A 25,666-nucleotide genomic window follows, 5' to 3' on the forward strand; every position below is an offset into this window, starting at 1 on the left:
TATCCGTTTTGCATTCGGTCGCACCTCCGTAAATATATAAATAAAAAGGCGCCTATGCGCCCGTATGCTCTACCCTTTCCCCTGTTGCGATGTTGACCGTAAACTGACCATCTGTGCGTCCGTTAACAAAATCGTTATAGCGCTTGCGGCGCTGCTTATTTAGTGACTTGGCACGCGCATCAACGAAAATAGATTCGTAAGTCGATAGCGAACGGCGCGTAGGTTCGGCGCGATTACGGCCCGTTTGATCGTACTCTTCCGCCAACTTTCCGGATCGCTCTCCGTTCTTGCGTGTCGTTTCCAGGCGCTCGCTCATGATCGGGTATTCCGCCTTCATTTTGTTTTTATTCGTATCGGTGAGCTCTTCGAAAAGTACGAGATCGGTCAACCGTTCTAACGAGATTAGTTCGGGTTGCTGACCTGTTGCGTCCATATAAGCGTCTGTTAGCGCTGTGATTCGTTCTAAGCGCGTTACACGATCGGAGATATAAATGGTCCGCAAATCTAAGGCGGCGTGCTCTGCGCTCTTGTACGTAACGATTTCGCCGTCAACTAATACGTGATCGCCTTCATCAGGCTGGCCGGAAACACAGCGCCAAGCTAACGGACCACCCGTCCTATAATCTTGTCTAACTTCGAGCTGCAATTCCGTAATCATTTCGTGCAATAAACCGTTATCCATTAATTCGTCCCCCTTATCGCGTAGCCTTCGCCGTGGCTCGCCCAATAATAATAAATTTCCGCCAAGCTATCGGCAGCCGCGTTCAAATGAGCTACGACACCTTGCTGCGTTATGCCCATCCGTTCGCCCGCCTCGGTTTGCGTTAATTCTCCGAAGTAAACGAGCTCGATCGCCTGTCGTTGCCGAACCGTTAAGCCGGCGAGCTCGATCGCTTTATGAATATCGATCAGCACTTCCACGGCCGCATAGTCGCCGCATCGCTTCCGGCTGACGAACTTCTGGTAATCGGCGAGTAATAGCTTGACGCCTTCTGCGTTATCTAGCGCATAGGCTGCGTTAAATTCGCGATCCTTTCGGTGGAGATCGACTTTTACCGTTCCCATACGTAAAACCTCCCGTTTCTTTTTCGTCCTACAACCTAGTAATCGCGCTAGCTATCGAAATAATTGCGAACAATTTCGTCCTGCCAATCGAAATCAAACGAGCTCACCATACGTCCATTCCATTCGATCTCATCCCCGGCGCCTAACGTTAGTTCATTCCAGCGGTAAGGACCTTCCGGAAAAGTGGCCGCGGCATCCCTTAAGCCGTCACACTGACCGTTGTCATGTGAGAAGAAGAATGCCTCGTTTCCTTTGTCGATTCCGTACCAGCTCGGTAAATGCGGGTATAGATTTTCGCGCATAAGGTTATCGTCAGTGAAATCGTCAACAAGTTCGTCAAGTTGCGTCCGACCATCTCCCCATTTATCCGTCGATTTACCTTTCGAGTCCCACCCAATATCTGTTATTTGAGCGAAATAAGCAGGCGGCTGACCTTCGAGAAATTTTGCGTTATATTCCGATATGTCGGTGTCACCGCCTCTTCTGAAATTTGAGCACCATTTCGTAGTTGCTGGCGGTATTAACTCCGTTCTAGGCGGTGCTTTCCGCAGTATTAATATCTGCGTAGGAATCGTAGTACCTACGTGTTGGAACGTTTCTCCCGGAAGTAAAATAGTCGCGACCTGCCAGCACGTTTCGTGCATAAACTTTCGAAGTTTAGATGCATAGTTAGCGAAGGATATGCCTAACGGAAGTACAAACGCAATATAACCGCCGGGCTTAACCGCTTTGATAGCGAGTTCGATAAAAGCAACCTCCGACTTGCCTCCGTATTCTCCCTTCTTTTTAGTAATTGACCGCCATTCCTCGCCTTCTTGCGGCTCGAACTTAACGTTTACTCCGTATGGCGGGTTGCCGATTACTAGGTCGTAATAATCTCGGCGTCCGTGTACTAGCGCATTCCCTTCGATAATCTCAGCGTCTGGATATAACAGCGATGTTACTTTCGCGCTTGTACTATCGAGTTCTAACGCTGTGATGTCGGCGGCCTTCGGCGCATGTTCGAGAAATACGCCGGCACCAACGGAAGGCTCCAGAACCTTCGGAGTCTCAGGCAGCCGCGGCTTTAATACATCCCATACGAACTTTGCGACGTGAGTAGGCGTGAAAAAGGCCCCACCGCTAAAAGCATTCGGCAGTAACCCGCCTGCCGACGTATAATTTTGCCGTAAGAATTCGATATCTTCTTCAGTTATTTGACCGCGATCCTTCGCGATGATTTCCATCGACTTAACGTTTCCTTCCCAGCGTTTGCGATCAGCTTTCCCTATAGCAATCGTCCCCTTTTCGTTTGACTTTCGCCCCAAAAGCGAATATAATTTCCGTATAATGTATAATCGAGGTGTATCCGTATGGTTATTAATTGGATTTCAGCGCAAAGTAATGACGCTTACATAACGCTTGATAAACAACGAAGAATATACGTTTCGTCCGGCGCACGTAAAATCATCGGCCTGCCTGACAAAGCACCGTTTTACCTGACGATCGGCTACGATGACGAAGCGAATCGCCTTGTTTGCGCAAAGCCTGAAAGCGTAAAGGCCGATGCGACTCCGTTCAAATTCGATAAGCGCTCGTATAATAAAGCCGCAAGCAAAGTAATTAGGGCAGCCGGATTCAAAGACGAGGACCTTCCGCTACGTTTTCAGATGATTGGCGAAGAGGAAGCCGCGAAGCAGGCGTATATGGCGTACCCTTCCGGCGTTTATGCTTTCAATTTAAATCGTAGCTGATCCGCCAAGGCACATCCGATATACCACGCAACGCGCGAAGCAATTCCGTTTCCGACAATCCGGTATTGTGCCGATAAAGAAATATCGTCTGGCAGGACGTAAGTGTCTGGCGCAGATTGGATTCGGAGACATTCGCGAACGGTGAAACGGCGAGGTGCTTCGGTCGGATGGATCGGCTGGCCGCTGTTATGATGCGCTGGAATCGTATTAGACGGTCTATCTAGCGATTGCACGCGGTTAGCTTGGCCGTATGTGTATTCGCTTTTAGGCGTCCAATACTTTCCGCAATCTTGACGCTCAGGCTCAGGCAAATCCCCGATAACATCCCGCAATACTCGCGTCTGAAAATCGCCTTCTAACGGCTTCGGAAACTCGAAGGTGAATCCGAGGTCTTTTCGTATTCCGACGATAAACACGCGCTCTCGCTTCTGTGCTACTCCGTAGTCCCACGCGCTCAGCGCTTTCCACTCAATCTCGTAACCTATTTCGTTAAACTTCTCGATAAGCGCATCGAATGTAGGACGGTGGCGCTTCGTTATCAGTCCTTTTACGTTTTCAAATACGAAGGCTTTCGGTTGCTTGCGTTCAATGATTTCGAGGTATCGCCAGACAAGTTTGCCTCGCTCTCCATCTGCTCCCGCACCTTTACCCGCAACCGAGAAGTCTTGGCATGGCGGCCCTCCGAATATAACGTCTGTGTTCGGTAAACTGTCGATATCAATTTCGTTAATATCCGCCTGTTCCACGTAATCACCGAAGTTGTGACGGTAAGCTTTAACGGCATTCTTATCGAAGTCTAACGCCTTCACGATATCGTAGCCGGCCGCTTTGAATCCGATTGCGCCGAGTCCGCCTCCGCAGAATAATTCGAGCACAGTCAGTCCGTTCGCCGGCTGTTGCGGCGTTAAATTAAAGTGCGTCATAGCATCGCCTCCATTAGCTCATCCAACTTCGCATATAGCTGCTCGTACGTTCCATCGTTAACAATTTCGTAATCAACTTCGAAACTTTGCAGCGCTTTTTCAGTCGGATGATCGAGCGCTGCTAAATCGAAATCGTCGCCGGCCTTCCGTGCGCGTTCAATCCGTAATTCCTCCGGCGCTGTGATGAGGACGATGGTAAATCCTTCGGCGCGCAGCCGGTCATATTCGTTCTGTTGCCGAACGTCTTCGATCAGTACGCGATTCTTCAGGGACGGGGGTAAGCCGCAATCACATTTGCGTGAAAAGAGCGCCGTGTATGCGTCGACTTTCGCCATACATGCGTCTATCCAGACGTTCTCGCCGAGTATCTTCCGCACCGCCTGACCGAATTCTTGATAATACCCGCGTGGCTTCGGCTTTTCAGGTACGGAAGGGAAAGCGCGATGGAAAGCCGCTTTTAATTCGTCTCCGAAGGCGAACGTTTGGAAATCGTAATACGTCGATAGATAGCCGGCAGCTTGCGACTTGCCTGCGCGTAACGGTGCGGTTAGGGCGAGCTTCATGGGCGCTCCTCCTTCGGTACGTATTCGACGATCTCATAGCGCTTGCGGATCTCCGCCTTTATCGCATCTTGTTCGTCCTTCGGCATATCGTAGAAATCGGGCGTTTGGTAATACGCTTGATCGTTTACTTCCTGTGTTATCACGCCTTTGGCCGCACCTTCCGATAGATAAGCGACTTTCCTTCCGCTAGAATTCATCCGTTTTCCGTCCTTATAGATAACGTAAATCACATCGTTTGTCATAGGCCGGCTCTCCTTAGCGCCACAAATGCTTCCGCCATTACCTTCGCGCTTGATTCCGTTTCCTTTCCGACTTCTGCGGCCAACCGCGCTAACTCTTCGCCAAGCGTCCGTTTGTCTTTATACAGCGTGTCGATTTCGTCTCTATGGCGATCAACCGTTCGTTTTAAAAACGCTACCTCTTGCGCTAAACTGGCGATAACGTCGATTGGGTCGGCTGGCTTCGGTTCGTCTTCGGCGGCTTCGACCGGGACGAGGACGCGGTAACGATCGTGTGAAAAACCAACAATGACAGCGCCGCTAGGTTCTTCGTATTCAGCAACGTCAACCACTCCGGCGCCCACCGCGAGGACCTCAGTGACGATTCCGTACGATTCTCCCGACTCGTCAACGTACATAACCTTCTCGCCCAATTCCGCCTTCCTATCGATCATTTCGTAGCGCTCACCGTCTATGTGGACGATGTCGGTCGGTTCGAGTACGTGATATTCAAAATCGAAGATATCTCGATGACACGACGTCTGTATGCCCCTACTGCAACTGAGTAAACTTTCCACCTCAAATAAATATCCGTTACTATACGGGTCTTCACATTGAACGTCTGCGTTTACGATGACGATCTTCTCGCCGACCTCCGCCTTCCGATCGACATCTACGTATTCGCGCTTGATGCCGCCAAGTGTTTCGTCAGCCAGTACGTGGATTTTAGCGTTTGCGTTTACGATATTCGCCATATTATCGATATTCCTCCTTAATATTCGAACATATTCTGATTTAGCTCTTTCCGCCTCAGCGCTGAACCAACTCATCCGATCACTTCCTCCGTACGTATTTCGCAAATACTTGGCGTGATGATTTCGTCGAGAAGTTGGGCAACGTAAGTCCAGCTCCCGCAAGGTCGTCAAGTTCTCGCTTCTCGCGCTTAGTCGGGTATTCGTCTAAGAAACGTTCTGTAAGCGCGATTATATCTTTTCGTGTTATATCCGCCACTACACGGCCCTCCCGTTAATTTATTACGCGAACCTGCACCGACTGCCGCCCGAACTGTACCGCGCCGGCTTCTTCCGTAACTAACACGTCAATCTTGGCGCCCTTAATCGCGCTCCCAGTATCCTGCGCCACGGCTTCAAACGTCGTGCCGTCTGCCTGCCGCACCTCAACCGCCGAGCCTAATGCAATCACTGACGGATCGACCGCAATAATACGTTTGCCGGCGTGGTAGATCGTATGGCTGACGTCGAGGCCGGTCGCTGTTGTTCCGGTACATCCTTCCGCGCAATAAGCCGTATACGCAGTCGCTTCGAACGTTTGCCAGCCGGAAGGCTCTGCGTGCTTATGCGGCGATTTTACGTGCTTTTCGTTAGACTGCGCCTTGACTTCGTCTTTTACGGAAGCAAGTTCGGATTGGAGCGTCTTTATCTTCGCATCCTTGGCCGCCAGTTCAGCGTCCTTGCCATCGATAACGGCTTCCGCCTTTTGCAGCGCGGATTCTTCCTCGGTGATTCGCGGTGGGTCTGGCGGTGGTGGCTCCGGTGGCTTGGCGGTCGGGTTCGTAAGTAATTGCGTTGACATCGCTAGATTCGTTAGTATACCGATGCTTACACCTCCGTTCTTGTTAACTCGTCAATGCTAATCGGAAATTTCGGTTTAACTAACGAGTAAACCGCTTTCGCGTATTCTTGGATTTCGACTTGACTATCGTGTGCCAGACGTTGATTTAAGAAATGCACAACCGATTGAAGCGATGCCGTCCAGTAATAGCGTACGTACATTCCGTAAGCCGGAAGGAATAGGCGCGCTTGCTCTGCGCAAACTCCCGAATTCATAGCACGTTCATACAATCGCTCACCAAACGCAACGTAGTCGATCAAGTCTTGTGTGGCTATTTCGCCTTGTTGTTCCGGCAAACAATTACCGCTACCTTGCTTCGAATTCTCCGGTGCTGATCTCCATTCGTCTGCTTGCGGAATATAAAACGTTGGTTCTTCGGTAACATAGCGCCTGCTCGACTCATTCCAAGCGTCCATTGTGTGGTCGGAGCCTACGATGTACTTCCAATGCTGCCGCGCAACCATTAACGGCGCGTATACTTCGAACTGAAGCGTTGCATGACGGAAAGGTGACGTATGGCCTTCTCGCGCAAGAAATTTAATAAGCCGGATGTCCTTTTCGTCTAGCTCGGTCGATTCCTTGTCGTAGGAAACGCGAGCTGAGTTGACGACAGAAAGATCGGAGCCCATTACGTTTGTTAATCGGACATATCCGTTGTCGAGTACGTTAATCTTTTCGTTCATTGTTTGTCCTCCAATCGTTTTAATGCTTCGCCGTTTTCGCGAATAGTTTCGTTAATCACTAATCTGCGAGCTTTCTCTTTCGTAGTTATTCGGAATGTACAATCGTCTTCCCCGTACATCTCGCAATAAACAACGTAATCGCGGAATAGGTCGTTCATATACTCGATATCGCCGCATCCGTACAACTTACCGTTCAGAAAGCACGCATATATTTGCGTCATCTAAGCGTCTTCCTTAGGTAGGTCATTCAGTCTCGCGTACTCTCCAAAATACTTTATTGCTGCAGCATTATATGCTCGTGCCGCCTTCTCTGCTGAGTCATACTGACCTAAAGAGATAGGCTTTTTGTTTACTCGTATACACGCTCTCCATCTTCCTTGGTCTTTTCGGTACTGTACTCCCTTATAGCCCGATGAGTTGGTAGAAGGTTTTATCGAGTTAGCAATATTTTGGCTTGCGGTAGCAATTCTAAGGTTATCCCTTCGATTGTCTAATCTGTCTCGGTTAATGTGATCTATAACAAAGCCCTTCGGAGGGTTCATGATCTCCCGATGCATTCGAACAGTTTTGAATTTCCCATCATTATACACAGTGCGAGCCGCGTATCCATCGGAACTTCTCCTGTGCCATTTATATTTACTCAAACCATCGAAGTCCTCTTCACTCACTAAACAGATTCCGCCATTAGATAAACTAATCTCTTTATACGGACGATCCACTGCTGCCAAAACCGCAATCACCTCTATCCGAGTTACTAAGATCATCAACTTCCGCAAACACCGCCTGTTCTATCGGCTTAATTATTCCCTGCCCGATACGATCACCTTTGCGGACGATGTACGTAGATTTCGGATAATAAGTGCCGTCAATATTCTCGACCTTCCCGTTTAGGGTACGTAATCTAGGAGTCGATCCCCATTCTTCTCGCGCAATATTATCGACAATCACTCCGACCTCGCCACGATAGCCCGAATCAACTGTTCCGAGTTGTACACGCAGTCTAGTATTCAGCGTAATGCCTGATCGCGGTCGGATCTGCATTTCAAAACCTTCCGGAATCTCGAACGCCAAGCCCGTCGGCACACACGCCGTTTCGCCCGGTTCGATAATAACGTCGGCCGCCGCGACTAGATCGAAGCCAGCGTCCGTTGCGTGTGCGTAGGCCGGCGTTTGAGCGTCCGGTGATAACCGTTTTATATTTACGTTCATTTCGTTTCCTCCTTCGTGCTTTCGCTTGTTAATATCGCAAGCAAGGCGAACACGGACACTATCGAAAACCACCGGAATCCTATCGTATGGATGTACGGCAGAACGAAAAGCAGTCCGGCGATGATCGTTGCCGTAGCGCTGATAAATCGTTTCATAGGCGATGACCTCCTCACTTATATAACGGGTAGGTAATCGCCACTTTTGCGACATCACAGGATAATTTCCTTTCGTAAATAACTGCGAATCTATTCCGAAAAATGGACGCTCATTCGCCGAAATAAAAATCCGAATCCTTTAGCGCTTCGACCGTCGCCTTCTTATAGCCGTTGCCTTTTTGCGAGAAGAAGTCGTGCGATTTCGTCTTCGTATTCAGGCCGTTCATGACGATAGGGTTCGGCCTTTCCTCTTCGAAATACGGATCGAAGCCGAGGTTTTGTAGCGCCTTATTCGCGTTGTAACGAAGGAATCGTTTTACATCGTGTGTTAAGCCGACCGCATCGTATAGATCCTCGGTATATGCGACCTCATTATCGTACAATTCCGTCAGCAGTTCGACGGCAAAGTCGCGCATCTCAAGCTGGACGTCCGCCTCTTGCTTTCCGTAAATCTCCTGCGCCAATAAGCCGACGTATACGCCATGGATCGCCTCATCGCGAATGATAAGGTTAATGATCTCGCCGCTGCTCGTTAGCTTGCCTTGGCCCGCGAAATATAACGGATAATAAAAGCCGGAATAAAACAGGAAGCTTTCGAGGTAAACCGAAGCCACAAGCGCCTTATACAGCGAAAGGGCATCGCCTTCTTTGATGCCGCGATATAGGCCGGTTATTAGCGCCGCCTTCCGCTGCAAATACGGATTCGTCTTAACCCACTCGAATACTTCGTTAATAGTTTCGGTAGGCGCAAGCGTCATAAATATATTCGAATAGGACTTCGCATGGACAGCGTTCTCCATCATCGCCATGAAATTAAGGACGGCTTTACGTTGGTGGCCGGCGATATGTTGCGCGATGATAGGCATGCCTTCGTTGCCTTGTTCGGTGTCCAGGAGCGTTAAGCCGGCAAGATTGCGCATATATACGAGTTGCTCGGCCGGGCCCAACGCCTTCCACGAAAGGAGATCGCCATTTAGCGAAATCTCTTCCGGAAGCCAGAACTGCTTAACGTTCTGTGCGTAGAACATTTGCGTAAAGTCGTCTTCATGACGCGACCAATCGGCCGCCGTATGGGTTGCGTTTTCATTTGTCAAGTATTCGTCCTCCATTTCGCAATTTTTTAAGCTACCGCTCTCTTGACATATAGAAGCTATAGTTTATAATTTCAAAGTTAGAGAAGGGAGTATCTGTTTATGAAAAAAGAGCGCATAATAGCCGTAACTAAAAACCAGGCATTTCCACCATTTTCCCCTGTAATAGTACACACTAGTGGTAAGAATAAGGGAAAGATGGAAGATGTATCTATAGATGATTTATCCTTTGCTGAGAAACAGAAGTTTGATAGTTTGGTTAAAAAAATAATAAAGAAATACTAGAGACGAATTATCGTCTCTTTTTTCTCAGCTAAACCGCACAGGACAAACAGCCCTCCTGCCCGGTATCCTTCGTCCGCGCATAATACAGCGTTTTAATCCCCTTATGATGTGCGTATAAGTCAATCCGATTGAGATCGCGCGTCGTCATCGTATCCTTCAAGAACAACGTAAACGAAATACCTTGATCGACGTGCTGCTGAATCGTTGCGATCATATCGACGACTTTAAACATATCCATGTCGTACGCTTCCTTGTAGAAGAACCAGTTCTGCGGCGATAACCCCGGCATCGGATAGTACGTCTTCGAATTGCCGTACGTACGCTCCTCGATGCGCTCCATAATCGGCATGACCGACGCAGTAGCCGACTGCACATACGAAATAGATCCAGTAGGCGCGATACATAAACGATAGGAGTGATATAGTCCGTGCTCTGATACGAAATGTTTAAGGCACGCCCAGTCGTCTTTAGTCGGTAGTTCAATTCCGGAAAATAACGCAGAAACTTTTTCGAACTTAGGTAGATAATCATTCGCGAGATATTTATCGAAGAAACTTCCGTCTGCGTATGCCGAGCCTGCATAACCGCGATAAGTTTCTCCGGTTTTACGCGCAATCTCTGCGGACCTCCTGATCGAGTGGTAGTTAACCGCGGCGAAGAATACGTTAGCGAAATCCCGCGCTTCCTCCGATTCATAAGCGATGCCGTTCTGCGCTAAATAGCCGTGTAGATTCATCGCGCCGAGGCCAATCGAACGCATCTCGCGGTTAGCTCTGGCGACGGCCGGCGCGTTCTTGATATTCGAAGTTTCCGAGACTCGCGTGAGAGCATCGACGGACAGCTTAACGATCGTTTCGAAGTCGCCGTTTTTCATTACGTTTGCAACGTTGAGCGATCCGAGATTACACGAAATATCGAGGCCGATTTCGTCTTCTTCGCCATAGTCGGTGTATTCCGATACTTGCGACGCCTGAAGCACCTCCGAGCACAGATTCGAAAATTTAACCTTCGATACGTGACCGTTCGCGTGCTCTGCGTTAACGTTGCCTTCGAACATAATGTACGGATAGCCCGATTCGGAGCGCAACACAGCGAGCTTTTCGAGTAGCTTCCGCGGATTAATCTTTTCCTTACGCACGGCCGGATTATCGACGAGCTTATCGTACATCTGACCGATATCCATTTCGTCTAGGTGCGTTCCATACGCCTTATACACGGTGTGCGGATAGAAAACGTAAGCTGGCCGATCTTCTCGCGCCAGTTCGATGAATTTATCCGGAATGACAACGCCGATGGATAACGTTTTGACGCGGACGTCTTCATCGGCCGAGATTTTCTTCGTATCAAGGAAGTCGTTAATGTCCGCATGGAATACGTTGAGATAAGCCGCGCCCGACCCTTGCCGCTGACCCATCTGATCTGCGTAACGGAACGCATTATCGAGCAGCTTCATAACGCCGACTACGCCCTTCGTCGCGTTCTCTACGTCTTTGATCGCCTCGCCTTTCGCCCGCAGCTTCGATAAATTAAGCGACACGCCGCCGCCAAGCTTCGAAAGCTGCATCGAAATATCAATTGCGCGACTAATATCGTTAAGGGAATCGTTAACCTCGAGCAGGAAGCAGGAAACGAGCTCGCCCCGACGCTTCCGGCCCGCATTCAAGAACGTCGGCGTTGACGGTTGGTATTCTTGCCGCATCATCAAATCTACGTACTCGATCGCCTTGGCTGCGTCTCCTCCCGCGAAGAATAACGCGACAACAGAAACGCGGTCTTCGTATCGTTCAAGGATCTTTTTGCCGTCGTTCGTCTTCATCGCATAGTCGTTATAGAATTTGAACGCGCTCATGAACGAAGGGAATCGGAACTTGTGCGCATAGGCCGCCTGATAGACCGCCTTGATTTCATCGAACGTATAGGCGTCGAGGAATTCGGTTTCGTAGTAATCGTTATCGCGCAGATAGTCGAGCTTTTCGCGAAGGTCGTGGAAAAATACGGTGTTTTGATTTACGTAGTCGATAAAATAAGCGCGGACGGCTTCGAGATCCTTTTCGAATTGGAACCGGCCGTCCTTCTGTAGCATAATTTCGTTATTAAGTTCGATATAGCTTGCGTGTTTATTCGTCAAGCGCGTTCACCCTTTCGATAAATTGTCGTACATCTGCGTCCGTGCCCGCTAATTCAAAGCGCCCGACCACCGGCACGCCGTACTGCTCCGCAATCACATCGGCCGCCTTTGCGAAATTATCGCCCCAATTGCGATTACCCGACGCAGCCACGCCCGCAAGATATTCGCTGTTATCCGCAAGGAAATCCGAAACTGTGCCGGCAACCTGACCGAAGCCATACGTACCGGTCACGCATACGAATGGCTCGGCGATCATCAGTCCCGGCTTAATTTCGACGGCGGCCAGACCGGTCTTGGCGACGAATCGGCGGACGTTGCCGGTCAGCGAGTAATAAGCGATCAGCATCCGATCTACCCCTTCCGTCTCTCAATTTCCGCCTCAACTTCGTCCAGCCGCGCCTGTGTCCGTTCTCGCTCGATACGCTCCTCGATTAGTTTCCGGTCGTGGAAGCTGATGGCGGTATCACTTTCGATCAGTTTTTCGTTAAGCCAGCGTCTCATATTTCGCAAACCTTCGTCGGTCGCTCCGTAGATCATTCGGCCGTTCCCTCCGTTTCGCGCTCGCGTTTATGTGCGCGATATGGTTCGACGATCAGCCATAAGATAAAACGGACGATTCCGTAAAGCCCGACGAGAAGCAGTCCGAATACGGCCGCAATCGTAAAGATCGCTTTTGCTACGGGAGATTCTATCGCCCATATCAGAAATCTGACTAATAGAAAAAACGTTGCGATTGTAAGTATCCACGAAAGCGTTTCGATTAATCTCCGCTTAAACATTCGCATCACTTCTCCTTCACCGTCATTATGTTTTCGTAGCTCGACATAAATGGAATCCGGAAGCCGACCGTCTTGAATTCGTACGTCTTACCGATTTCGATCTCCGCGTACAGGTCGCTGGAATTAAACTTCCGCGCAAATATTGCGTCGGTATTTTCGAACACTTTCGCGTTACCTTTCTCGTCATCTCCGAAAATCAGATACTTCGAGGAATCGTCAGACGTTTTCGTTTCTTTGTCCGTCACCTTTATTACGTAAGTGTTTTCGTTATGGTAAGACGCAATCGTATACGCCGGCGCTGCTACCACGAAAGAAAACACAGCCAGCGCAATTACTGCGATAGTTCCCCACTTTATTACGCGGTCCATTATTCCGCCTCCTCCGGTTTTATAATCTTCTCGCGGACAAGATACGAAAGCCCAATCGCCGCCGCGTCCGATTCGTCATCTGTCCGAAATGTAAAGTCGGCCGGGAGCGAAAGTATCCGCCGTACTCCCGCCTCTACTTCGTCTTTTGATGCGCTGCCTTTTCCGGTTACGTCCTTTTTAACCGTTGTCGGCGTGATCTCCACATCCGCCTTATAGCCGTATTTACCAAGCGCTAAGTCGATGACAGCCCACGCACCAAACACCGTTTGGGTCGACCGCCTATTGCGCCCTTTCGTGTAATGCTCCCGGACAACAACGTCGAACGGTCCGTGTTCGTGCAGGACCATCGTTGCCGCTGCCTCGATATAAGAATACCGGTGGCTGTCCGGCGACTGGCTCGTCGTGCTTACAGACGTTACGTGTACGAGATTCACGCGCGGACCTGACTTCAGCCGTTTGACTTCGAGGACCGCGAAGCCGGGATTAGTCGATATATCTAACGCTAGAATGCGGATAGGCTTGGTGCTAGTCATCTAATACCGCCTTCCACCCTGCGATGAGCCCTAAAATAAGGGAGATAGGAACCGATAGTGTAGCGCTTACCTCCGGATTAATTAGCGATATCAAAAAGGTAACGAGAGTCGATAACAATACCGCAATTAACGTGTAAAGAATAAACCTCGCCATCAAACCGCCTCCCCTTTGCGTACTTTTTCGATAAACTCTAGCGCCCCGGCGTACTGCCTTTTCGTAGAATCAAAGACGTTCGACCGTTTGACTCGCGAAACCTTATCGCGGATGGCTTCTAGTTCAGCCGCCGTAAGCGATTGCGCAATAGCCGTTTTGTACCCGTTGAATGTCCAACCGTTAAGGTCGACCGCCATCGGTTTGCCGTCGTCAATCGAATTCTGAATTTCTACGAATCTATCGAGCAGCACGTCGATGTCTTCGCGTCCGATTTCGAGGCCGAACGCCCGGATGTCCGGCGACTTTTCGAATTCTCCTTCTTCGTACTCCCACGCCTTCTTCGATGCGTTTACGTAGAGGATCACGTATAAGTCGACGCCATACATCTCCGCATAAGCGACACACTGCTTAACGTGTTTTTCATCCGGCTTCTTCAGCGAATAGAAAGACGTACGGGCCGCGCTCGTTTGCTTCGACTTGATTTCGAGTCCCACGCGCAATACTTCGCCATCTTCCGTGACATAGCGCATAATGCCGTCGCACGTTCCGAAAAGGTGAAACGTCTTGCCAGCGCGCTCGATCTTATGGTTCCGCTTGGCGAAGTCCTCGAACATCGGCGTGCCGTCCGGATTACGTTCGAAGCTGAACGGGCAGGGGCGGCCGACTTTCTTTTCGAAATGTTTTTCCATAAAGAGCAAATCACGCTGAATCATATCGCCAATTGCCGTTCCGATGCGGGTCCAGCGTCCCTGATACGGAGGCTTTTTCGTTACGTCTCTCGGATCTCCTTGCGCCTTATGATAAAGTTCACGCGGGCAGGCATTCGCAGATGACGGCGAGAAATACGGTTTCTTCGGAAATACTTTCGGAGCATCTGCGTACCATCGGTGGATCTGCGCGTCCAGTGCGTTATCCCACGTTTCCGGAAGCGAGTGCCATTCGTTTAGATATTCGATGAGTTCATCCGCAATCTGTTGCGCATAGCCGGTCGGTTCGGGCGTCGGCGCTAATTGGGCGCGCAGTGAGTTTGCGGCTGATCGTGCGTTTGCGTTCGTCAATTAATCACGTCCCTTCATCGTACGCCCGATAATACTGCCTAGCTTGGCAAACATATCGTGATCCTCCGGAAACGCTCGAACCAAACGAATTAAGTCCGTATTATCTAACGCAACCATATGAACTTTGCGGACAATTGCGTTCTTAGGCTTAAACTTCAGCGGCCGATCTGCGGAGTCTTGAACGATGTTTTCAAACTCGTTAAACTCCTCTCTTACATGCGGTAGATATATCCGGAAAACTTTAATCGTCGCTTCTACGTCGTTAAGCGCGCGATGATGTCCTTCAAGCGAGATATCATGGCGGTTAGCAACGTCCTTAAGGCTCGCAGACAATTCCGGCTCAACAAAACGCGCCATAGCTCGCGTACAATAGAACCGTTCGGGCTCGATTCCGCCTCGACTGATAAACGACAGATCGAACGGAGCATTTTGCGCAACTACAATCGAATCGCCAATAAATTCGTTCAGCTTTTCGAGTGCTTCGACTTCAGCCGGCGCACCTTCGAGATCGGCCGCAGTGATGCCGGTCAGCTTCGTAATGAATTCCGGCAGCTCTCGCCCCTCTTCCAACGCAACCATCGTATGAAAACGATCAATTTCGTTAAAGCCTTCGTCAATCTTAATCGCACCAATTTCCGTAATTTGTTCGGACTTATAATCGAGTCCTGTCGTTTCTAAGTCGAGTACAACGTAAGTTTTCGCCATATTAAACCGCCTCCTTGTTTTTAAACCATTCTTCAACGGGCACACCTTCGCCCCATTTGCGCATAACTTCGATATCTGTACCGTTCGGCACAACGTCTCCCCAACGGTAAGAATTAAGCATGATATCGCGAATGTCTTGCGCTTCTTCCCACGTAAAATCCTCCGGAACTTCGAAAATGAGTTCGTCATGCACCGTTGACCACAGCGCCCATCCCGGTTTGTTAGCGCAATATTCGTGCGCTTTAATCATCGTGACTTTCGTTTGAATAGACGACGATCCTTGTACGCGAGCATTTGTCGCTTGACGCAAAGCGCGATTAATTCGTGAATTATGTTTCCTTGCGTCATCGTATTTCGGATCATTCCATTTTCCGTACGGAATGTTTTTGCGCGGGAGTTTAGCGTCTGGCAGCCGGCGTTTTCGCGCATTCAGATCAGCCCAAACGTATCCGTTTTTTCGCACAAATTCTTCGTTCTCTTTTAACCACGCCGACAGCTTCGGCATACTTCCGAACAACTCTTCTTTAAACTCGGTCGCCTCTTTCTTACCTACGCCTAGCATATCCGCTAGAGAATAATCACTCATTCCGTATAATGTAGCTAACCATGCGACCTTCATTTTCTTTCGCTCTTTTGTGTCGGAACCATCAGCATTCTTATAAACTTCCTCGTACGGTCGTTTGTAGAAGTTCGATGCCATCGTTGCGTATGGATCACGTTCTTCTAAAAACGCATTAATCAGTACTGGTTCGCCCGACAGGTGCGCCACACACCTGATTTCCTGCGCTTTAAAGTCGGCGCCTACTAGCAGCTTTCCGGGAGGAGGACCGAACATCGGACGTGCTTCCGGTGGCTGATTCTGCACGTTAAACCCTTGCTGCGTTTTATCCTCTTCGTCCTTTCCGGAGCTGAATCGGCCCGTCACGGTTCCCATCGGATTGAATCGCGAATGCCAACGCTCAGTTGTTGGGTTTTGCTTTGTCGGCAGCGTGTCGATATACGTACCACTCAACTTAACGATATTCTTGTACTCTAGGAGTTTCGCAATGACATCGTAGTCGTCTTTCAACGGCTTGAGCGTTTTCTTAGCGTCCATATTCGGGAGCTCCTTGCCGATTGCCTTTGAAAGTGCGGGCCGCATCTGATGAGTCGAGTTTAGATTTATCGGTTCGTCTCCTTCATGGAATGGCGTCAACTCCACAACTAATTCCTTTCGCAACTCCTCCGCACGCTTATGCAGCTTTTCTCCGTATTCTTTCGCGAAATCCAAGTCAAGAATATATCCGTTGGCTTCTAAATCGACGATTACATACAATAACGGAACTTCAACGGTTTGATAATATTCCAAAATCGTCGGTATTTTCGCCATGTGATAACGCTGAAATTCGTACAGCTTCCACGTTAATTCCGTATCCTTCGCTGCGTAAACTAGCGCTAGGTCTAACGGAACTTCTTTAAATTGCGCATTCCTGCCGAACAGAGCATCGAAAGTGTCTGCCGGTGTTTTTAAGTATTTAGGCGCTAAGTCTTTGAGCTTAAACGAACCGGCTCCGCCTAATGTTCGATCACTCTCGTTTTCGTTCAGAAGGTGCATCGCGGTCATCGTATCCCAAGCGACGCCTTTCAAATCGAACCCATGCCGCCGAAGCATCGCAATATCGAATATCGCGTTGTGTAAAACCTTGCCGATTGATTCATCGTTAAATACAGGCGCCAGACCTTCGAGTACATATTCGCGACTTAACTGCTCGCAATCAACGTGATCCACCGGTATATAAACGTGCCAGTCAGCGTTTGGCAACGTCAGCGAAAGCCCCACGATTACGTCCGTATAGACATCTACGCCCGTCGTCTCGGTATCAACTGCGATTATTGTTTCGTTATTTAACGCCTTGATTAGCGCCTGAAATCGTTCTTCAGTCGTAATTAATTCGTAATTATCCGGCGTATTCTCGACCATCTGCCGCAAGGTTTCTTCGCGCTGGGATTCCTGAAGCGTCTTCCATAGCCGGAGTGCCTCCGCCTTGCTGAACGCTTTAGGGTTGCCGGCCTTGTTCACGCAGTCAGCCGGATCGCGCGCTAGTTTGCCCGCATCCATGGCCGCCTTGACTTCCGTTACCCTTTTGCGATCGGCATCCGATAGCTTCATCGCGAATATCTTGCGCCAGCTTTCCTCGATCGGCTCGGCGGTCTTGGCTTTCGCCTTCCGCTTGGCCGTCTCCTCTACTGCGTCCGATTTCGGTGCCGCCGGCTTAAGCGCGTTCAAGTTTAACCGTAAGCCTTCCATCCGTCGTCCTCCTTCCTCGCGTAATAAAGTCCGCTTAATCGCTCGTTACGTTCAGGTATCCGAAAATTATTACGCCTACCAATAAAATTAACGGAGCTACAGCCGAATAAAGCGCGAATACGCCCGCAACAAATGCGGCTATAATTCCGAATAGAAATGCGATTGCTCTCGGTAATCTCCTCATAAATCGACCGCCTCCGTCCATCTTCGTTTATATCCCGCTTCGTTTTCTGCATACCATTCCGACCAGCAAGACGGCCCGCACGCATAAACCTCGAAGAGCGAATCGTAAATTGCGGATCGCCCTTCGTAGAGGTTAGCGTTACGTGCGGTGCAGACGGAGGCCGGCTTAGCGGTCAAAGCGCGCCTCGACTGGCGTGATAAGGCGCAGGTTTGCCGGTTTTTCTCTGCAAATTCCGTACTCCTTCGTTTGAACTCCTACGCGACCCTCTTCGGTATCGTCCACGACTTCGCAAATCTCGTTATCTCCGTAGTCATAGCGAACAACATCGCCGTTCTTATACTCGCCAACCTTGCGCCCAATCTTCGCCCACTTCGCTTCTTCGGCTTGCTTGCGCTCGATTTCGGCGGCTTCCTCTTCGGATAAAATTTCGAGCTGATCTGGCGTTGCGTAGCCGAACCTCTCGGTACTGTCAGCGATTCGAATACGTTTACCCTTAGGGTGATTGAAGTTATTATATAAAACCTCGTAAATCTTATCGTTCTCAAATCCGCTAAGAGGGTAGTCTCCGCCGCCTGAAAGCAACCGCACCTTATCGCCTCTTTTAAATTTAGCGCGTGCTGCTGCGTCTTTAGCTTCGGCAACTTCTTCGTCAGTGGCGCGGACGAGTGATGCTTCTGAACGCCATTCCGTGTATTTACCGTCCATAGTTTCGACCTTAAAAGGAATGATCGCACCCGTATCTTGAATTACTTTAACGATTTCTCCTTTTTCGGTGACAATAGCCTGACCGACCACCTTCGCATAATCACCGACCTTCAGACGCTCAGCTTCTACGCTTGCGGCGCTGACTTTGCGGTAGACTTCGAATTCGCAATGGTCCAGAGAGTACGTATCAAATTCGTCTCCGTCATCGTCAGTGATCTGAGGATCTCCGTGCGAATCAACGTAATCAATTTCGTAATACTCGCCCGCGGTTAGATAAGATCTAGGAGCCTCATCGAACTTAATATAATCGCCTTCCTGCGCTTCGCTTTTGTCAATCCGTACGTACCCCGCTTCACCCTTCAAAGCAGCCACGTCGGATTTTAACGATTCGATTTCGCCTTCCGCGCTGCTGACGCGTTCTTCTAATGACGGACTGGTGCTGGTGGATACTTTGCGGAAGAGTTCGTAATCGTCGCCAAATCTAACCCGCCCAAAATCTACGTCGTCCAAGAATCTAACGTCGTCCGCATGGTCGGCATCATCCGTAATTTTGTAGAAAGCGCCGTAGGTAATATCGTAACCACCTTCCTCGGCCCGTACCAAATCGCCCATCTTCGGTAAACCTTCCGTCTTCACATACTCCGCACCGCCATACGCAACCTTCGTAATTTCACCGTTCACCATATCGAGTGTCTTAACGCCGTCTAATTTCGCCATCCGTTCGTCCTCCTTATTCGAACCAGCAAACAATTGCTGGCTCCTCGTATTTAAAATCCGCTAGGAATTCCGCGTATGTCATGTATTCAAATCCGCCCGCTTCCGTTTCAAATTTCTCCATGGTGTCCGTACCCACTTCGGAAACTTCCGGCATTTCATCTTCGGAGTAGTCGTCCGGCCCCACTAAGTCGAGATGATGCGCCAGTGCTTGCTCCTCTGTTTCAGCGGCAATAATGTCGTAATAGCCGTTTAATCCGACTTTAAAGAGTTTATATTCCGCCATCACACCGCCTCCTTTTTAAGCACAAGAACGTCTTCTCTTTGCGCGTAACCCTCAACGTAGTCAGCTTCGACCTCTGATATCCAAAAATCATTACCGCAACAATCGCAAGCAACGCCGTAAGGATCGAGGTCAAGCTCACTTTCAAAGATATCGTTAGCTTCGTACTCATTGTGAGCCTCAACGAAAATAGCCCCGTAATCACTTTTCGCATAGCCGCCCGTGCTCATATCGCTGTATTTAAACCACGCCATCATACCGCCTCCGATTCGTTAATTTCCGTAAGCTCTACGTCTTCCCGCCGGAAGTTCAAATCCATCCGTACCCACCGCTTGCCGTCCTTCGACTGCGGCCCCCAATACTCGGTAAGCTCGCGATTCTCGAACATCCACACGGTAGGCACCGGACCGCGGCCGATCAGCACGCCGATAAAGTAATCGACTTCATCGAGCTTATACGGTGTCCGGTCGCTTTTCCGTGCCTGAACGATGAGGCTGCCGCGCTTCTTCCGATCATAAATCGTTTTTACCTGAAACGTTTTCCACTCTCCGCTTAACGGATCTTTTGCGCTAATATCGAATGCCTCTTCCGTTTCGGACGTACTGACCGCCTGCCAGCCGCTAGCCAGCAGCGCAGCACGAGCGATCAGTTCCGAATACTTGCCGGTATCTTCTGATTTATGCGCCATATGAGCGCCTCCTTTTCGTTTGGTTGATACGTAATTAGAACGGTAATTCTTCGTCGCTAGGCTTCCAAGGCTCAGGTTCGTTCGCAGCATTTCCGCCGAGTGACAGACCGATTAAGCTGATATCGAAGCCGGCCGCGACTAGGTTTTCGATCTGAGTTTTCTCATCCGCTTCGAAAAGCAGGCCGTCAAACAGCGACATATCGAATTCTTTATCCGCATACTTAGCGAAGTTCTCGCGCTCCTTCTCCGTTAGATCGTCTTCCATGTCGATGATAGGCGTTAAGCTAACGGTTGTTGCCGTGCCTGATCCTGTCTTTTCAAGCTCGAACGCAACCTTTCCGAGTTTCTTTTCATACTTCAAGATAACCGCGTAAATTGTTTGCGCCTGCTTCTTCGAGAGGTCGATAATGATCGGTTCGCCCGTCGCCAGATCGATGAATCCGAGAGCATATCGCTCTTTTACGCGATATTTACTCGCCTCTTCTTTATATCTCTCTTCCGCATGGCTATCGCCTTTGTTTTCGGCTTCTTTCTTTAGATCCTGATAGTACTTCCACGCGAGATCCCACGGCGTGTAATTGCCGACTGGGAAGCCTTTTTCGTTCATAGTGCTCGGGTTTTCAGCCACGAACGAGTTAACTTTTTTATAGATTCCGTAGTTGTAGAATCGGATAAGATCCGCAGTACCGAGAACGCGAACTTTAAAGGAAGTGCCGGATGTAAAACTTGTGAACTCGGTTTCCTTACCGTTTCCGCCCTCGTTCGTTGAATTTAAAGCGTTTAACGCCGCTGCACCTTTTTCAAATTTGCTCATTCGTTTTCCCCCTACGTTTTTATTAAGGCTTTTCGCCCTCGCAAAATGCCGGTGTCTGCGCCCGAAACGCCGCCAGCGCTTGGCAGTAGCGACGCGACACGGATTACCTAACGGCCGCCCCGACATTCTCCGAGGACGCGACGCGCCTATCATGCGTCGTCTTCGCCACTTTGCGCCCACATGCCGAAAAGTATTAATCCGATGATGAAGGCGGCAATCGGTCCCACCCACGAAAGATCAGACATACGCCGCAACTCCTTTCGCCGCTTTTGTAAGCCTGCGTTTTAATTCGAAGGATTCGGCGGGCAATTCGTCAATCCGCATCTGAACCGCATTGATTCGCGCTTGGTACGCCATCTTCTTCGCTTTTGATCGCGTTCGTTTAAGCTCGGCCGTCAGGTGCGCTATTTCTTCGTGAAGTTCCGCGGCATAATTTTCGTTATTTTGAACCGCAGCCTCTACGCTTTGTTTCATCGTGTAATACGCTTCGTTGATAAATCGGATCGCCGTATTCTTTTCGGGAGGATGAACGGTCAGTACATAATCGCTATTCAGCGCGAAGAGTATAACGACTCCTTTTCCGCCGTACATACGCGCTTCCTTGCCGTTAGAATCTACGGTGATTCCGAGATACTTTGCGTGCTGAAGCTTTTGCGCAACCCAATTACGCGCTACGTGTAAATTCGTAATATTGTAACGTTCCTTCAGGCGCTTGCGTGCATGGTGCGAAAACTTGACCTGACCGGCGGTAATCATCCGACGCGCACCGCCTTAATCGGAGTAGCCGGCAAATAGTCGGCCGGGTCTTCATCGTGCGGCCATGCGCCTTGGTAAATGAAATCGGTGAGTTTGCGCTCATCTAGCGCTAAAAGCGTTTGAGATTCGTTAAATGTGGGTAAATTCGATGTATGCATAGTACGTTAGCCTCCGTTATTTTAAGGATAATCGCACTAGACCGAGGACTTGTTCGCATAATTGTTCCCTTGAATTTGTTGACAATATGCAATACAATGAGGACGTAGCGAAAGTCCTTCGGGTCTAGCTGCGACAGAAATATTAAGCTGTTAATTCGCGTTGACAGTTTGATCGGAATCGTTGGATAAACTTTCGATGGGACGGAGCATTTCCTCCAAAACGTTGCGCCAACAACGTGGAAACTTCCGTATCGTTTGTACATCCGCGAGTCCAAGTATCGAGAATAAGTTTTTTTCTTTCGTCGTCCTGCGCCAACAGGGCGACTTTTTCTTTAAGCAAAACCGCGTCCTCAACACTCGCCAAAGTGTCTTCCGGCTCCCAAACGGTTCCTTCTTCGTTAATAGCTTCGATTGCAATTTCGTCCCTAGATCGTCTATTCTTCACAAATCTATGCCGGGTTTCGCGAATAATTCGCTGTATCAGCGCCTTCTTTTCGCGTCCGTTATCAGCGAGATTTTCTAACGCCCGCCCGATCGCTTGATAACATTCCTGCTCAAACGATGTAAAGTCCGGAATCAGATGCGCTAACTTTTCGGCTTCTCTTACTACGTAAGGTATTGCGCCGCTGTTCGCTGCAAGTTGCAACCTATTAAATTGTTTAATTTCCACTTTATCATTTCTCCCTTCGCCCTACACTTATATAACGGGTAGGATGCATTCGATTTTGAGACACCATTTTTAAAAAGTTTTTCATTTGTTTGGTTGATTATCCTCTATAAGAAAATATTAGCATGGAACAAACTTCAATTGTTTTAAATTTGGTAAAGTAACAAAAATTGTTTTAGCGATTTTTCCGAATAATCAAAATAAAAAAAGAGCCGTCTGCACGGCCCATCCCTAAACACTTATCCGCCTACTTTTATTTCTGCAACCTTGACGCTACTATCATCATTCGATGCTTGTTGAGTGCTACCTGAACTAAGATACGTTGAGACCAGCGCCCCTAAAACTAAAACTGCTAATAAAATTTTCTTCATAAATAACCTCTCCCTTTTCGAATGTAATTGACTTTAGTGCTTGGACTTGATCCTCATCAACGCCTAAGGTTAATAAAAAATCAGCAGATAGGGACGCGAACAGGAAATTCATCTTCCCTAAAAAATACCGCCAGCCCTTATACGCCTCTTGAGTTGTTTTGTGCTGGATATAATCGAAGTATACTATAAAGTCAGCATCACCTCCCAAAAGAAGTTGTTTTGATAGCAGGTTTAGATCAGGGACTTCAACCCTTCCCTGTTTAAAATCGAAGTAAAGTTTCGCGAAAAATAAATTGCTGTCCGCAATCTTAATTAACGCATCATATCCTGTCTTCTCGGCGGCTAATTTACTTTGATTTAAGAGCTTTATGCTTAGTTCTGGGTTTTCAGCTAGATAGGACATTGCTAAACAGTAATACCCATCAGATATATGCTTCTGATTTAACGCTGTAGAGATTAGGACCTTAGCGTGTTTTCGACATAGATCTAATTCATTAAGATGCAAATAGGCTGGTGCCAGTATCTCAGACAACCTATACGAAAAACACTCTTTAAAAAACGCTCGTTGCCTTTGTCTTGAGCTATTTATTTTCTTTAATTCTACATCAATAGCTTTTGCTTCTTTCGTCATTTCAAGAAATTCTTTTCGATAGTACAGTGACACGCAATTATAAATCCTTTTAAACAAGGCCAGATCCTTGTCGCTTGATACCTTTAATTTACTTATCCTAGAAGACATCTCACTGAAGTTTATTTTATCTGTCATGAAATCACAAATGATCGTGTAAGTGTTGATGTAGTTCTTTAAACCAGGGTCATTCCTGTTTTGGTCAATAAGCTCTTGCAGAAGTCCAATATCCCTCTTTAGGGCAGCATACTCAAAGGCTTGCTTCAAAGTTTCAGTTGAATTTAACTTTAGACACCATTCCCTCATTTTTTGATCGTAGTCAGCTCCGAATAAATATCTGGATAAATGTAGAAGCTGCCTAAAACCTATTCCCCCATCTTCCTCAAGTCCGTATAAGCAATCCTGGTGAATGTCCGCTTCTAAAGAAATTCGTGGTATACTTAATTCGCGTTCTTGCCTTATTTGCACAAATTCGTCTCTAATTGACGTCATTCTGAGTACCCCTCCGCTCTTTACGTCTTATCCTATTTTTAGTATAATCAAAATGTTCCTTTTTGTAAACAAATTTTCCTTGAAAGGTTGTTGGATGATGATTGATTACTCTCCGCTATTCGAATTATTAGAAGAAAGAGGTATGAAGCTAAGTCACTTTAGGGGAGAGAATTTTAATTCCAAAACTCAGAGGAGACTTAGTAATAATGAATCAGTCAACCTTCGTACCATTGAGTTCTTATGTCTAAAGTTAAATGTCCCAATTGAGAAAGTAGTTCGAATCTCTCCTGACGAAGTGGAAAAATAACTGTTTATAGTCTATAATTTCCTCCGTGACACCTTATTTGATGTAGTACGGAGGTGTTTATCACGTTTAAGGTCGGCAAATGTCGGATACCCGAACTATGCAAGAAACGCGGAATTAGTCTCAGTCAACTCGCAGCAATGGTCGGAGTATCAAAAACGCACATGTCCGATTATGTCAGCCTTCGGAATCTGCCGAGCATCGAACGAACCTACAATATCGCAATGATGCTCGGCTGCGCGCCCGAAGATCTGTACGATTGGATTGAGGTATCCGACAGCAACACGGAGGGTTAATACAACCTCCGCCGACCTAAAGTACGGGAATTCCCGAACCTAAACGCAAAGTATTTCTTACGACCTCCGCACGATCATACACGTCTCGCAACGCTTCTGTACCGCGCTTTATAAGTAGTTCATCAGCGTCTTTCACCTCCGTAATATAACCGTGCGCAAGCCGCACCTTTCCGATCAAATAACGCTCAATCTCCCGCCGTAACTTTTCGCCAGCTTTGTCGTTATCTGTAACCACCGTTAAATATTCGATAGGAGACTGCGCAATTATGTCCGCCTTCTGTAAATTAAATGTGCTGCCGCCTGTTCCGATCGCCGGTATGCCCGCTGATCGCCACGCCATAGCATCGATTTCGGCCTCGCATATCACCGCGCTTTTAAGCCGCTGCGCGTATACGAGATCCATTCCGTACACTAAGTACCGGATAGGCATGCCGCCGTTTACGTACCAGAACGCCTTTCCCTTCGTTGCCCTATACTTAACGTTTGCCAGCCGGCCGTTAGGAAGCCGCCAAGGAATCGCGACTGCATTTCCGGCAAGCGATACGCCGGCCTCTTCTTGGGCCGCGTCCGCAATGCCCCGGCCCGTTAGATAAGCGTTAGGCCCCGGCGTTGTGTCAGCGAGGATCGATTCCGGCAAAGGCTCCGGCTTCGTGACGGCCTTTAATTTCGGGAGCCGCAGCGCCATACGTCCGCCTTCAGCCGCCGGTGCATACGTTTCCAATAAGTAATCGATTGCGTCGTCTTCGGTTTCGCCGCGCAGGAAAGCGAGCAGTTTAACGAACCCGCCCCGCGCAAACTCTTCGTCATAGGCTCCCGAGTCGCCCCAATAGCCGGCTTTTGCCGACGCTGTGTCTTCGAGGTAAACGTAAAAGCTCGGCGTCCGATCGTATCTGAATGGACTGGCGGCCAGCAGGCGTTCATCGCCCCACGTCGGCCGGGTCCAGTTGAATTGTTCGAGCTCATACCGAATGTCGACGTCTACAAAACGTCCATTCAAAGTTAATATCGGCAATTCGAGACACTTCCTTTCGAGACTT

Annotated in this window: 38 protein-coding genes; 3 read left to right on the forward strand and 35 right to left on the reverse strand. The window is 48.7% G+C overall.

Annotated elements, in window-relative coordinates:
* Window positions 1-52 precede the first annotated feature (52 nt).
* From MJQ52_RS06950 to MJQ52_RS06960, 3 genes are read right to left on the reverse strand one after another with little or no spacing between them, the layout of a single operon-like run.
* The gene (locus MJQ52_RS06950) at window positions 53-682 is read right to left on the reverse strand and encodes a hypothetical protein (protein ID WP_094247587.1); all 630 of its coding nucleotides are present in this window, start codon (window positions 680-682) and stop codon (window positions 53-55) included.
* On the reverse strand, window positions 682-1,065 hold the full coding sequence (locus MJQ52_RS06955; protein WP_434181899.1) for a sigma factor-like helix-turn-helix DNA-binding protein: 384 nt from the start codon (window positions 1,063-1,065) through the stop codon (window positions 682-684). Before MJQ52_RS06955 ends, MJQ52_RS06950 begins: the two co-directional genes overlap by 1 nt.
* A 47-nt stretch (window positions 1,066-1,112) precedes the next feature.
* Window positions 1,113-2,291 (reverse strand): HsdM family class I SAM-dependent methyltransferase, encoded by a 1,179-nt coding sequence (locus tag MJQ52_RS06960; RefSeq protein ID WP_340043264.1) that lies wholly within the window; start codon window positions 2,289-2,291, stop codon window positions 1,113-1,115.
* A gap of 126 nt (window positions 2,292-2,417) precedes the next feature.
* Between MJQ52_RS06960 and MJQ52_RS06965 the strand changes: the two genes are divergently transcribed.
* Window positions 2,418-2,798: a hypothetical protein gene (locus MJQ52_RS06965; protein ID WP_434181900.1), complete on the forward strand. Its 381-nt coding sequence runs from the start codon at window positions 2,418-2,420 to the stop codon at window positions 2,796-2,798.
* Here MJQ52_RS06965 and MJQ52_RS06970 read toward each other — a convergent pair.
* From MJQ52_RS06970 to nrdF, 11 genes are all read right to left on the reverse strand, one after another.
* A complete protein-coding gene (locus tag MJQ52_RS06970) occupies window positions 2,771-3,721 on the reverse strand; it encodes a DNA cytosine methyltransferase (RefSeq protein ID WP_434181901.1) in 951 nt (316 codons plus the stop codon). The genes MJQ52_RS06965 and MJQ52_RS06970 overlap by 28 nt on opposite strands.
* Window positions 3,718-4,284, reverse strand: a complete 567-nt coding sequence (locus MJQ52_RS06975) for a dephospho-CoA kinase (RefSeq protein ID WP_434181902.1) — start codon at window positions 4,282-4,284, stop codon at window positions 3,718-3,720. The genes MJQ52_RS06970 and MJQ52_RS06975 overlap by 4 nt, the downstream gene beginning before the upstream one ends.
* A complete protein-coding gene (locus MJQ52_RS06980; protein ID WP_094247772.1) occupies window positions 4,281-4,526 on the reverse strand; it encodes a hypothetical protein in 246 nt (81 codons plus the stop codon). Before MJQ52_RS06980 ends, MJQ52_RS06975 begins: the two co-directional genes overlap by 4 nt.
* On the reverse strand, window positions 4,523-4,957 hold the full coding sequence (locus tag MJQ52_RS06985; RefSeq protein ID WP_434181903.1) for a hypothetical protein: 435 nt from the start codon (window positions 4,955-4,957) through the stop codon (window positions 4,523-4,525). The genes MJQ52_RS06980 and MJQ52_RS06985 overlap by 4 nt, the downstream gene beginning before the upstream one ends.
* A 571-nt stretch (window positions 4,958-5,528) precedes the next feature.
* Entirely contained in the window at window positions 5,529-6,095 is a 567-nt protein-coding gene (locus tag MJQ52_RS06990; protein ID WP_094247581.1) for a 3D domain-containing protein, read from the reverse strand.
* A 26-nt stretch (window positions 6,096-6,121) separates the two neighbouring features.
* Window positions 6,122-6,817 (reverse strand): FAD-dependent thymidylate synthase, encoded by a 696-nt coding sequence (gene thyX / locus MJQ52_RS06995; RefSeq protein ID WP_094247580.1) that lies wholly within the window; start codon window positions 6,815-6,817, stop codon window positions 6,122-6,124.
* Complete coding sequence (locus tag MJQ52_RS07000) at window positions 6,814-7,038, reverse strand: hypothetical protein (protein WP_094247579.1); 225 nt, start codon at window positions 7,036-7,038, stop codon at window positions 6,814-6,816. Before MJQ52_RS07000 ends, thyX begins: the two co-directional genes overlap by 4 nt.
* Complete coding sequence (locus MJQ52_RS07005) at window positions 7,039-7,581, reverse strand: AP2 domain-containing protein (protein WP_099320094.1); 543 nt, start codon at window positions 7,579-7,581, stop codon at window positions 7,039-7,041.
* On the reverse strand, window positions 7,520-8,026 hold the full coding sequence (locus MJQ52_RS07010; protein WP_434181904.1) for a dUTP diphosphatase: 507 nt from the start codon (window positions 8,024-8,026) through the stop codon (window positions 7,520-7,522). The genes MJQ52_RS07005 and MJQ52_RS07010 overlap by 62 nt, the downstream gene beginning before the upstream one ends.
* Window positions 8,023-8,181 (reverse strand): hypothetical protein, encoded by a 159-nt coding sequence (locus MJQ52_RS07015; protein ID WP_434181905.1) that lies wholly within the window; start codon window positions 8,179-8,181, stop codon window positions 8,023-8,025. Before MJQ52_RS07015 ends, MJQ52_RS07010 begins: the two co-directional genes overlap by 4 nt.
* A gap of 110 nt (window positions 8,182-8,291) precedes the next feature.
* Complete coding sequence (gene nrdF, locus MJQ52_RS07020; protein WP_434181927.1) at window positions 8,292-9,209, reverse strand: class 1b ribonucleoside-diphosphate reductase subunit beta; 918 nt, start codon at window positions 9,207-9,209, stop codon at window positions 8,292-8,294.
* Window positions 9,210-9,374: 165 nt separating this feature from the next.
* Here nrdF and MJQ52_RS07025 point away from each other — a divergent pair, with 165 nt between their 5' ends.
* Window positions 9,375-9,557 carry a hypothetical protein gene (locus MJQ52_RS07025; RefSeq protein ID WP_045208667.1) on the forward strand — a complete coding sequence of 61 codons (183 nt, stop codon included), beginning with the start codon at window positions 9,375-9,377 and terminating at the stop codon, window positions 9,555-9,557.
* A 28-nt stretch (window positions 9,558-9,585) separates the two neighbouring features.
* Here the strand turns inward: MJQ52_RS07025 and nrdE are convergent, their stop codons facing one another.
* The 20 genes from nrdE to MJQ52_RS07125 form a co-directional block, all read right to left on the reverse strand.
* The gene (gene nrdE, locus MJQ52_RS07030) at window positions 9,586-11,640 is read right to left on the reverse strand and encodes a class 1b ribonucleoside-diphosphate reductase subunit alpha (RefSeq protein ID WP_434181928.1); all 2,055 of its coding nucleotides are present in this window, start codon (window positions 11,638-11,640) and stop codon (window positions 9,586-9,588) included.
* Between the two features lie 34 nt (window positions 11,641-11,674).
* On the reverse strand, window positions 11,675-12,031 hold the full coding sequence (gene nrdI / locus MJQ52_RS07035; protein ID WP_434181906.1) for a class Ib ribonucleoside-diphosphate reductase assembly flavoprotein NrdI: 357 nt from the start codon (window positions 12,029-12,031) through the stop codon (window positions 11,675-11,677).
* 5 nt (window positions 12,032-12,036) lie between these two features.
* Window positions 12,037-12,222, reverse strand: a complete 186-nt coding sequence (locus MJQ52_RS07040) for a hypothetical protein (protein ID WP_069013224.1) — start codon at window positions 12,220-12,222, stop codon at window positions 12,037-12,039.
* Window positions 12,219-12,464 carry a hypothetical protein gene (locus MJQ52_RS07045; RefSeq protein ID WP_094247573.1) on the reverse strand — a complete coding sequence of 82 codons (246 nt, stop codon included), beginning with the start codon at window positions 12,462-12,464 and terminating at the stop codon, window positions 12,219-12,221. Before MJQ52_RS07045 ends, MJQ52_RS07040 begins: the two co-directional genes overlap by 4 nt.
* A 5-nt stretch (window positions 12,465-12,469) precedes the next feature.
* Window positions 12,470-12,832 (reverse strand): hypothetical protein, encoded by a 363-nt coding sequence (locus MJQ52_RS07050; RefSeq protein WP_434181907.1) that lies wholly within the window; start codon window positions 12,830-12,832, stop codon window positions 12,470-12,472.
* Window positions 12,832-13,365, reverse strand: coding sequence for a crossover junction endodeoxyribonuclease RuvC (locus tag MJQ52_RS07055; RefSeq protein ID WP_434181908.1), 534 nt, complete (start codon window positions 13,363-13,365; stop codon window positions 12,832-12,834). The genes MJQ52_RS07050 and MJQ52_RS07055 overlap by 1 nt, the downstream gene beginning before the upstream one ends.
* Window positions 13,358-13,519, reverse strand: a complete 162-nt coding sequence (locus MJQ52_RS07060; protein ID WP_164965946.1) for a hypothetical protein — start codon at window positions 13,517-13,519, stop codon at window positions 13,358-13,360. Before MJQ52_RS07060 ends, MJQ52_RS07055 begins: the two co-directional genes overlap by 8 nt.
* Entirely contained in the window at window positions 13,519-14,577 is a 1,059-nt protein-coding gene (locus MJQ52_RS07065; protein ID WP_434181909.1) for a hypothetical protein, read from the reverse strand. Before MJQ52_RS07065 ends, MJQ52_RS07060 begins: the two co-directional genes overlap by 1 nt.
* Window positions 14,578-15,282, reverse strand: a complete 705-nt coding sequence (locus MJQ52_RS07070) for a 3'-5' exonuclease (RefSeq protein ID WP_094247567.1) — start codon at window positions 15,280-15,282, stop codon at window positions 14,578-14,580.
* Between the two features lies 1 nt (window position 15,283).
* Entirely contained in the window at window positions 15,284-17,569 is a 2,286-nt protein-coding gene (locus MJQ52_RS07075; protein ID WP_094247566.1) for a DNA polymerase, read from the reverse strand.
* A 34-nt stretch (window positions 17,570-17,603) separates the two neighbouring features.
* Window positions 17,604-17,753 (reverse strand): hypothetical protein, encoded by a 150-nt coding sequence (locus MJQ52_RS07080; protein WP_157829260.1) that lies wholly within the window; start codon window positions 17,751-17,753, stop codon window positions 17,604-17,606.
* Window positions 17,754-17,918: 165 nt separating this feature from the next.
* Window positions 17,919-19,175 (reverse strand): hypothetical protein, encoded by a 1,257-nt coding sequence (locus MJQ52_RS07085; protein ID WP_434181910.1) that lies wholly within the window; start codon window positions 19,173-19,175, stop codon window positions 17,919-17,921.
* 13 nt (window positions 19,176-19,188) lie between these two features.
* Entirely contained in the window at window positions 19,189-19,458 is a 270-nt protein-coding gene (locus MJQ52_RS07090; RefSeq protein WP_069473284.1) for a hypothetical protein, read from the reverse strand.
* Window positions 19,458-19,709, reverse strand: coding sequence for a DUF7296 family protein (locus tag MJQ52_RS07095; RefSeq protein ID WP_069473283.1), 252 nt, complete (start codon window positions 19,707-19,709; stop codon window positions 19,458-19,460). The genes MJQ52_RS07090 and MJQ52_RS07095 overlap by 1 nt, the downstream gene beginning before the upstream one ends.
* Entirely contained in the window at window positions 19,709-20,143 is a 435-nt protein-coding gene (locus MJQ52_RS07100; protein ID WP_069473282.1) for a hypothetical protein, read from the reverse strand. The genes MJQ52_RS07095 and MJQ52_RS07100 overlap by 1 nt, the downstream gene beginning before the upstream one ends.
* Before the next feature lie 34 nt (window positions 20,144-20,177).
* Window positions 20,178-20,957: a hypothetical protein gene (locus MJQ52_RS07105; protein ID WP_069473281.1), complete on the reverse strand. Its 780-nt coding sequence runs from the start codon at window positions 20,955-20,957 to the stop codon at window positions 20,178-20,180.
* A 237-nt stretch (window positions 20,958-21,194) separates the two neighbouring features.
* Window positions 21,195-21,713, reverse strand: a complete 519-nt coding sequence (locus tag MJQ52_RS07110) for a hypothetical protein (RefSeq protein ID WP_069473280.1) — start codon at window positions 21,711-21,713, stop codon at window positions 21,195-21,197.
* Window positions 21,710-21,871, reverse strand: a complete 162-nt coding sequence (locus MJQ52_RS07115; RefSeq protein ID WP_199768226.1) for a hypothetical protein — start codon at window positions 21,869-21,871, stop codon at window positions 21,710-21,712. The genes MJQ52_RS07110 and MJQ52_RS07115 overlap by 4 nt, the downstream gene beginning before the upstream one ends.
* Before the next feature lie 142 nt (window positions 21,872-22,013).
* Complete coding sequence (locus MJQ52_RS07120) at window positions 22,014-22,541, reverse strand: hypothetical protein (RefSeq protein WP_069473279.1); 528 nt, start codon at window positions 22,539-22,541, stop codon at window positions 22,014-22,016.
* A gap of 309 nt (window positions 22,542-22,850) precedes the next feature.
* Window positions 22,851-24,029 (reverse strand): AimR family lysis-lysogeny pheromone receptor, encoded by a 1,179-nt coding sequence (locus MJQ52_RS07125; RefSeq protein WP_069473278.1) that lies wholly within the window; start codon window positions 24,027-24,029, stop codon window positions 22,851-22,853.
* A gap of 444 nt (window positions 24,030-24,473) precedes the next feature.
* Here MJQ52_RS07125 and MJQ52_RS07130 point away from each other — a divergent pair, with 444 nt between their 5' ends.
* Window positions 24,474-24,629 (forward strand): hypothetical protein, encoded by a 156-nt coding sequence (locus MJQ52_RS07130; protein ID WP_236658612.1) that lies wholly within the window; start codon window positions 24,474-24,476, stop codon window positions 24,627-24,629.
* A 16-nt stretch (window positions 24,630-24,645) separates the two neighbouring features.
* On the opposite strand, the gene MJQ52_RS07135 is transcribed toward MJQ52_RS07130, so the two are convergent.
* On the reverse strand, window positions 24,646-25,641 hold the full coding sequence (locus MJQ52_RS07135; protein ID WP_434181911.1) for a toprim domain-containing protein: 996 nt from the start codon (window positions 25,639-25,641) through the stop codon (window positions 24,646-24,648).
* Between the last annotated feature and the right edge of the window lie 25 nt (window positions 25,642-25,666).

The organism is Bacillus sp. jun7 (assembly GCF_051034795.1).
GTDB classification, from domain to species: Bacteria; Bacillota; Bacilli; order Bacillales; family Bacillaceae; genus Bacillus; species Bacillus velezensis.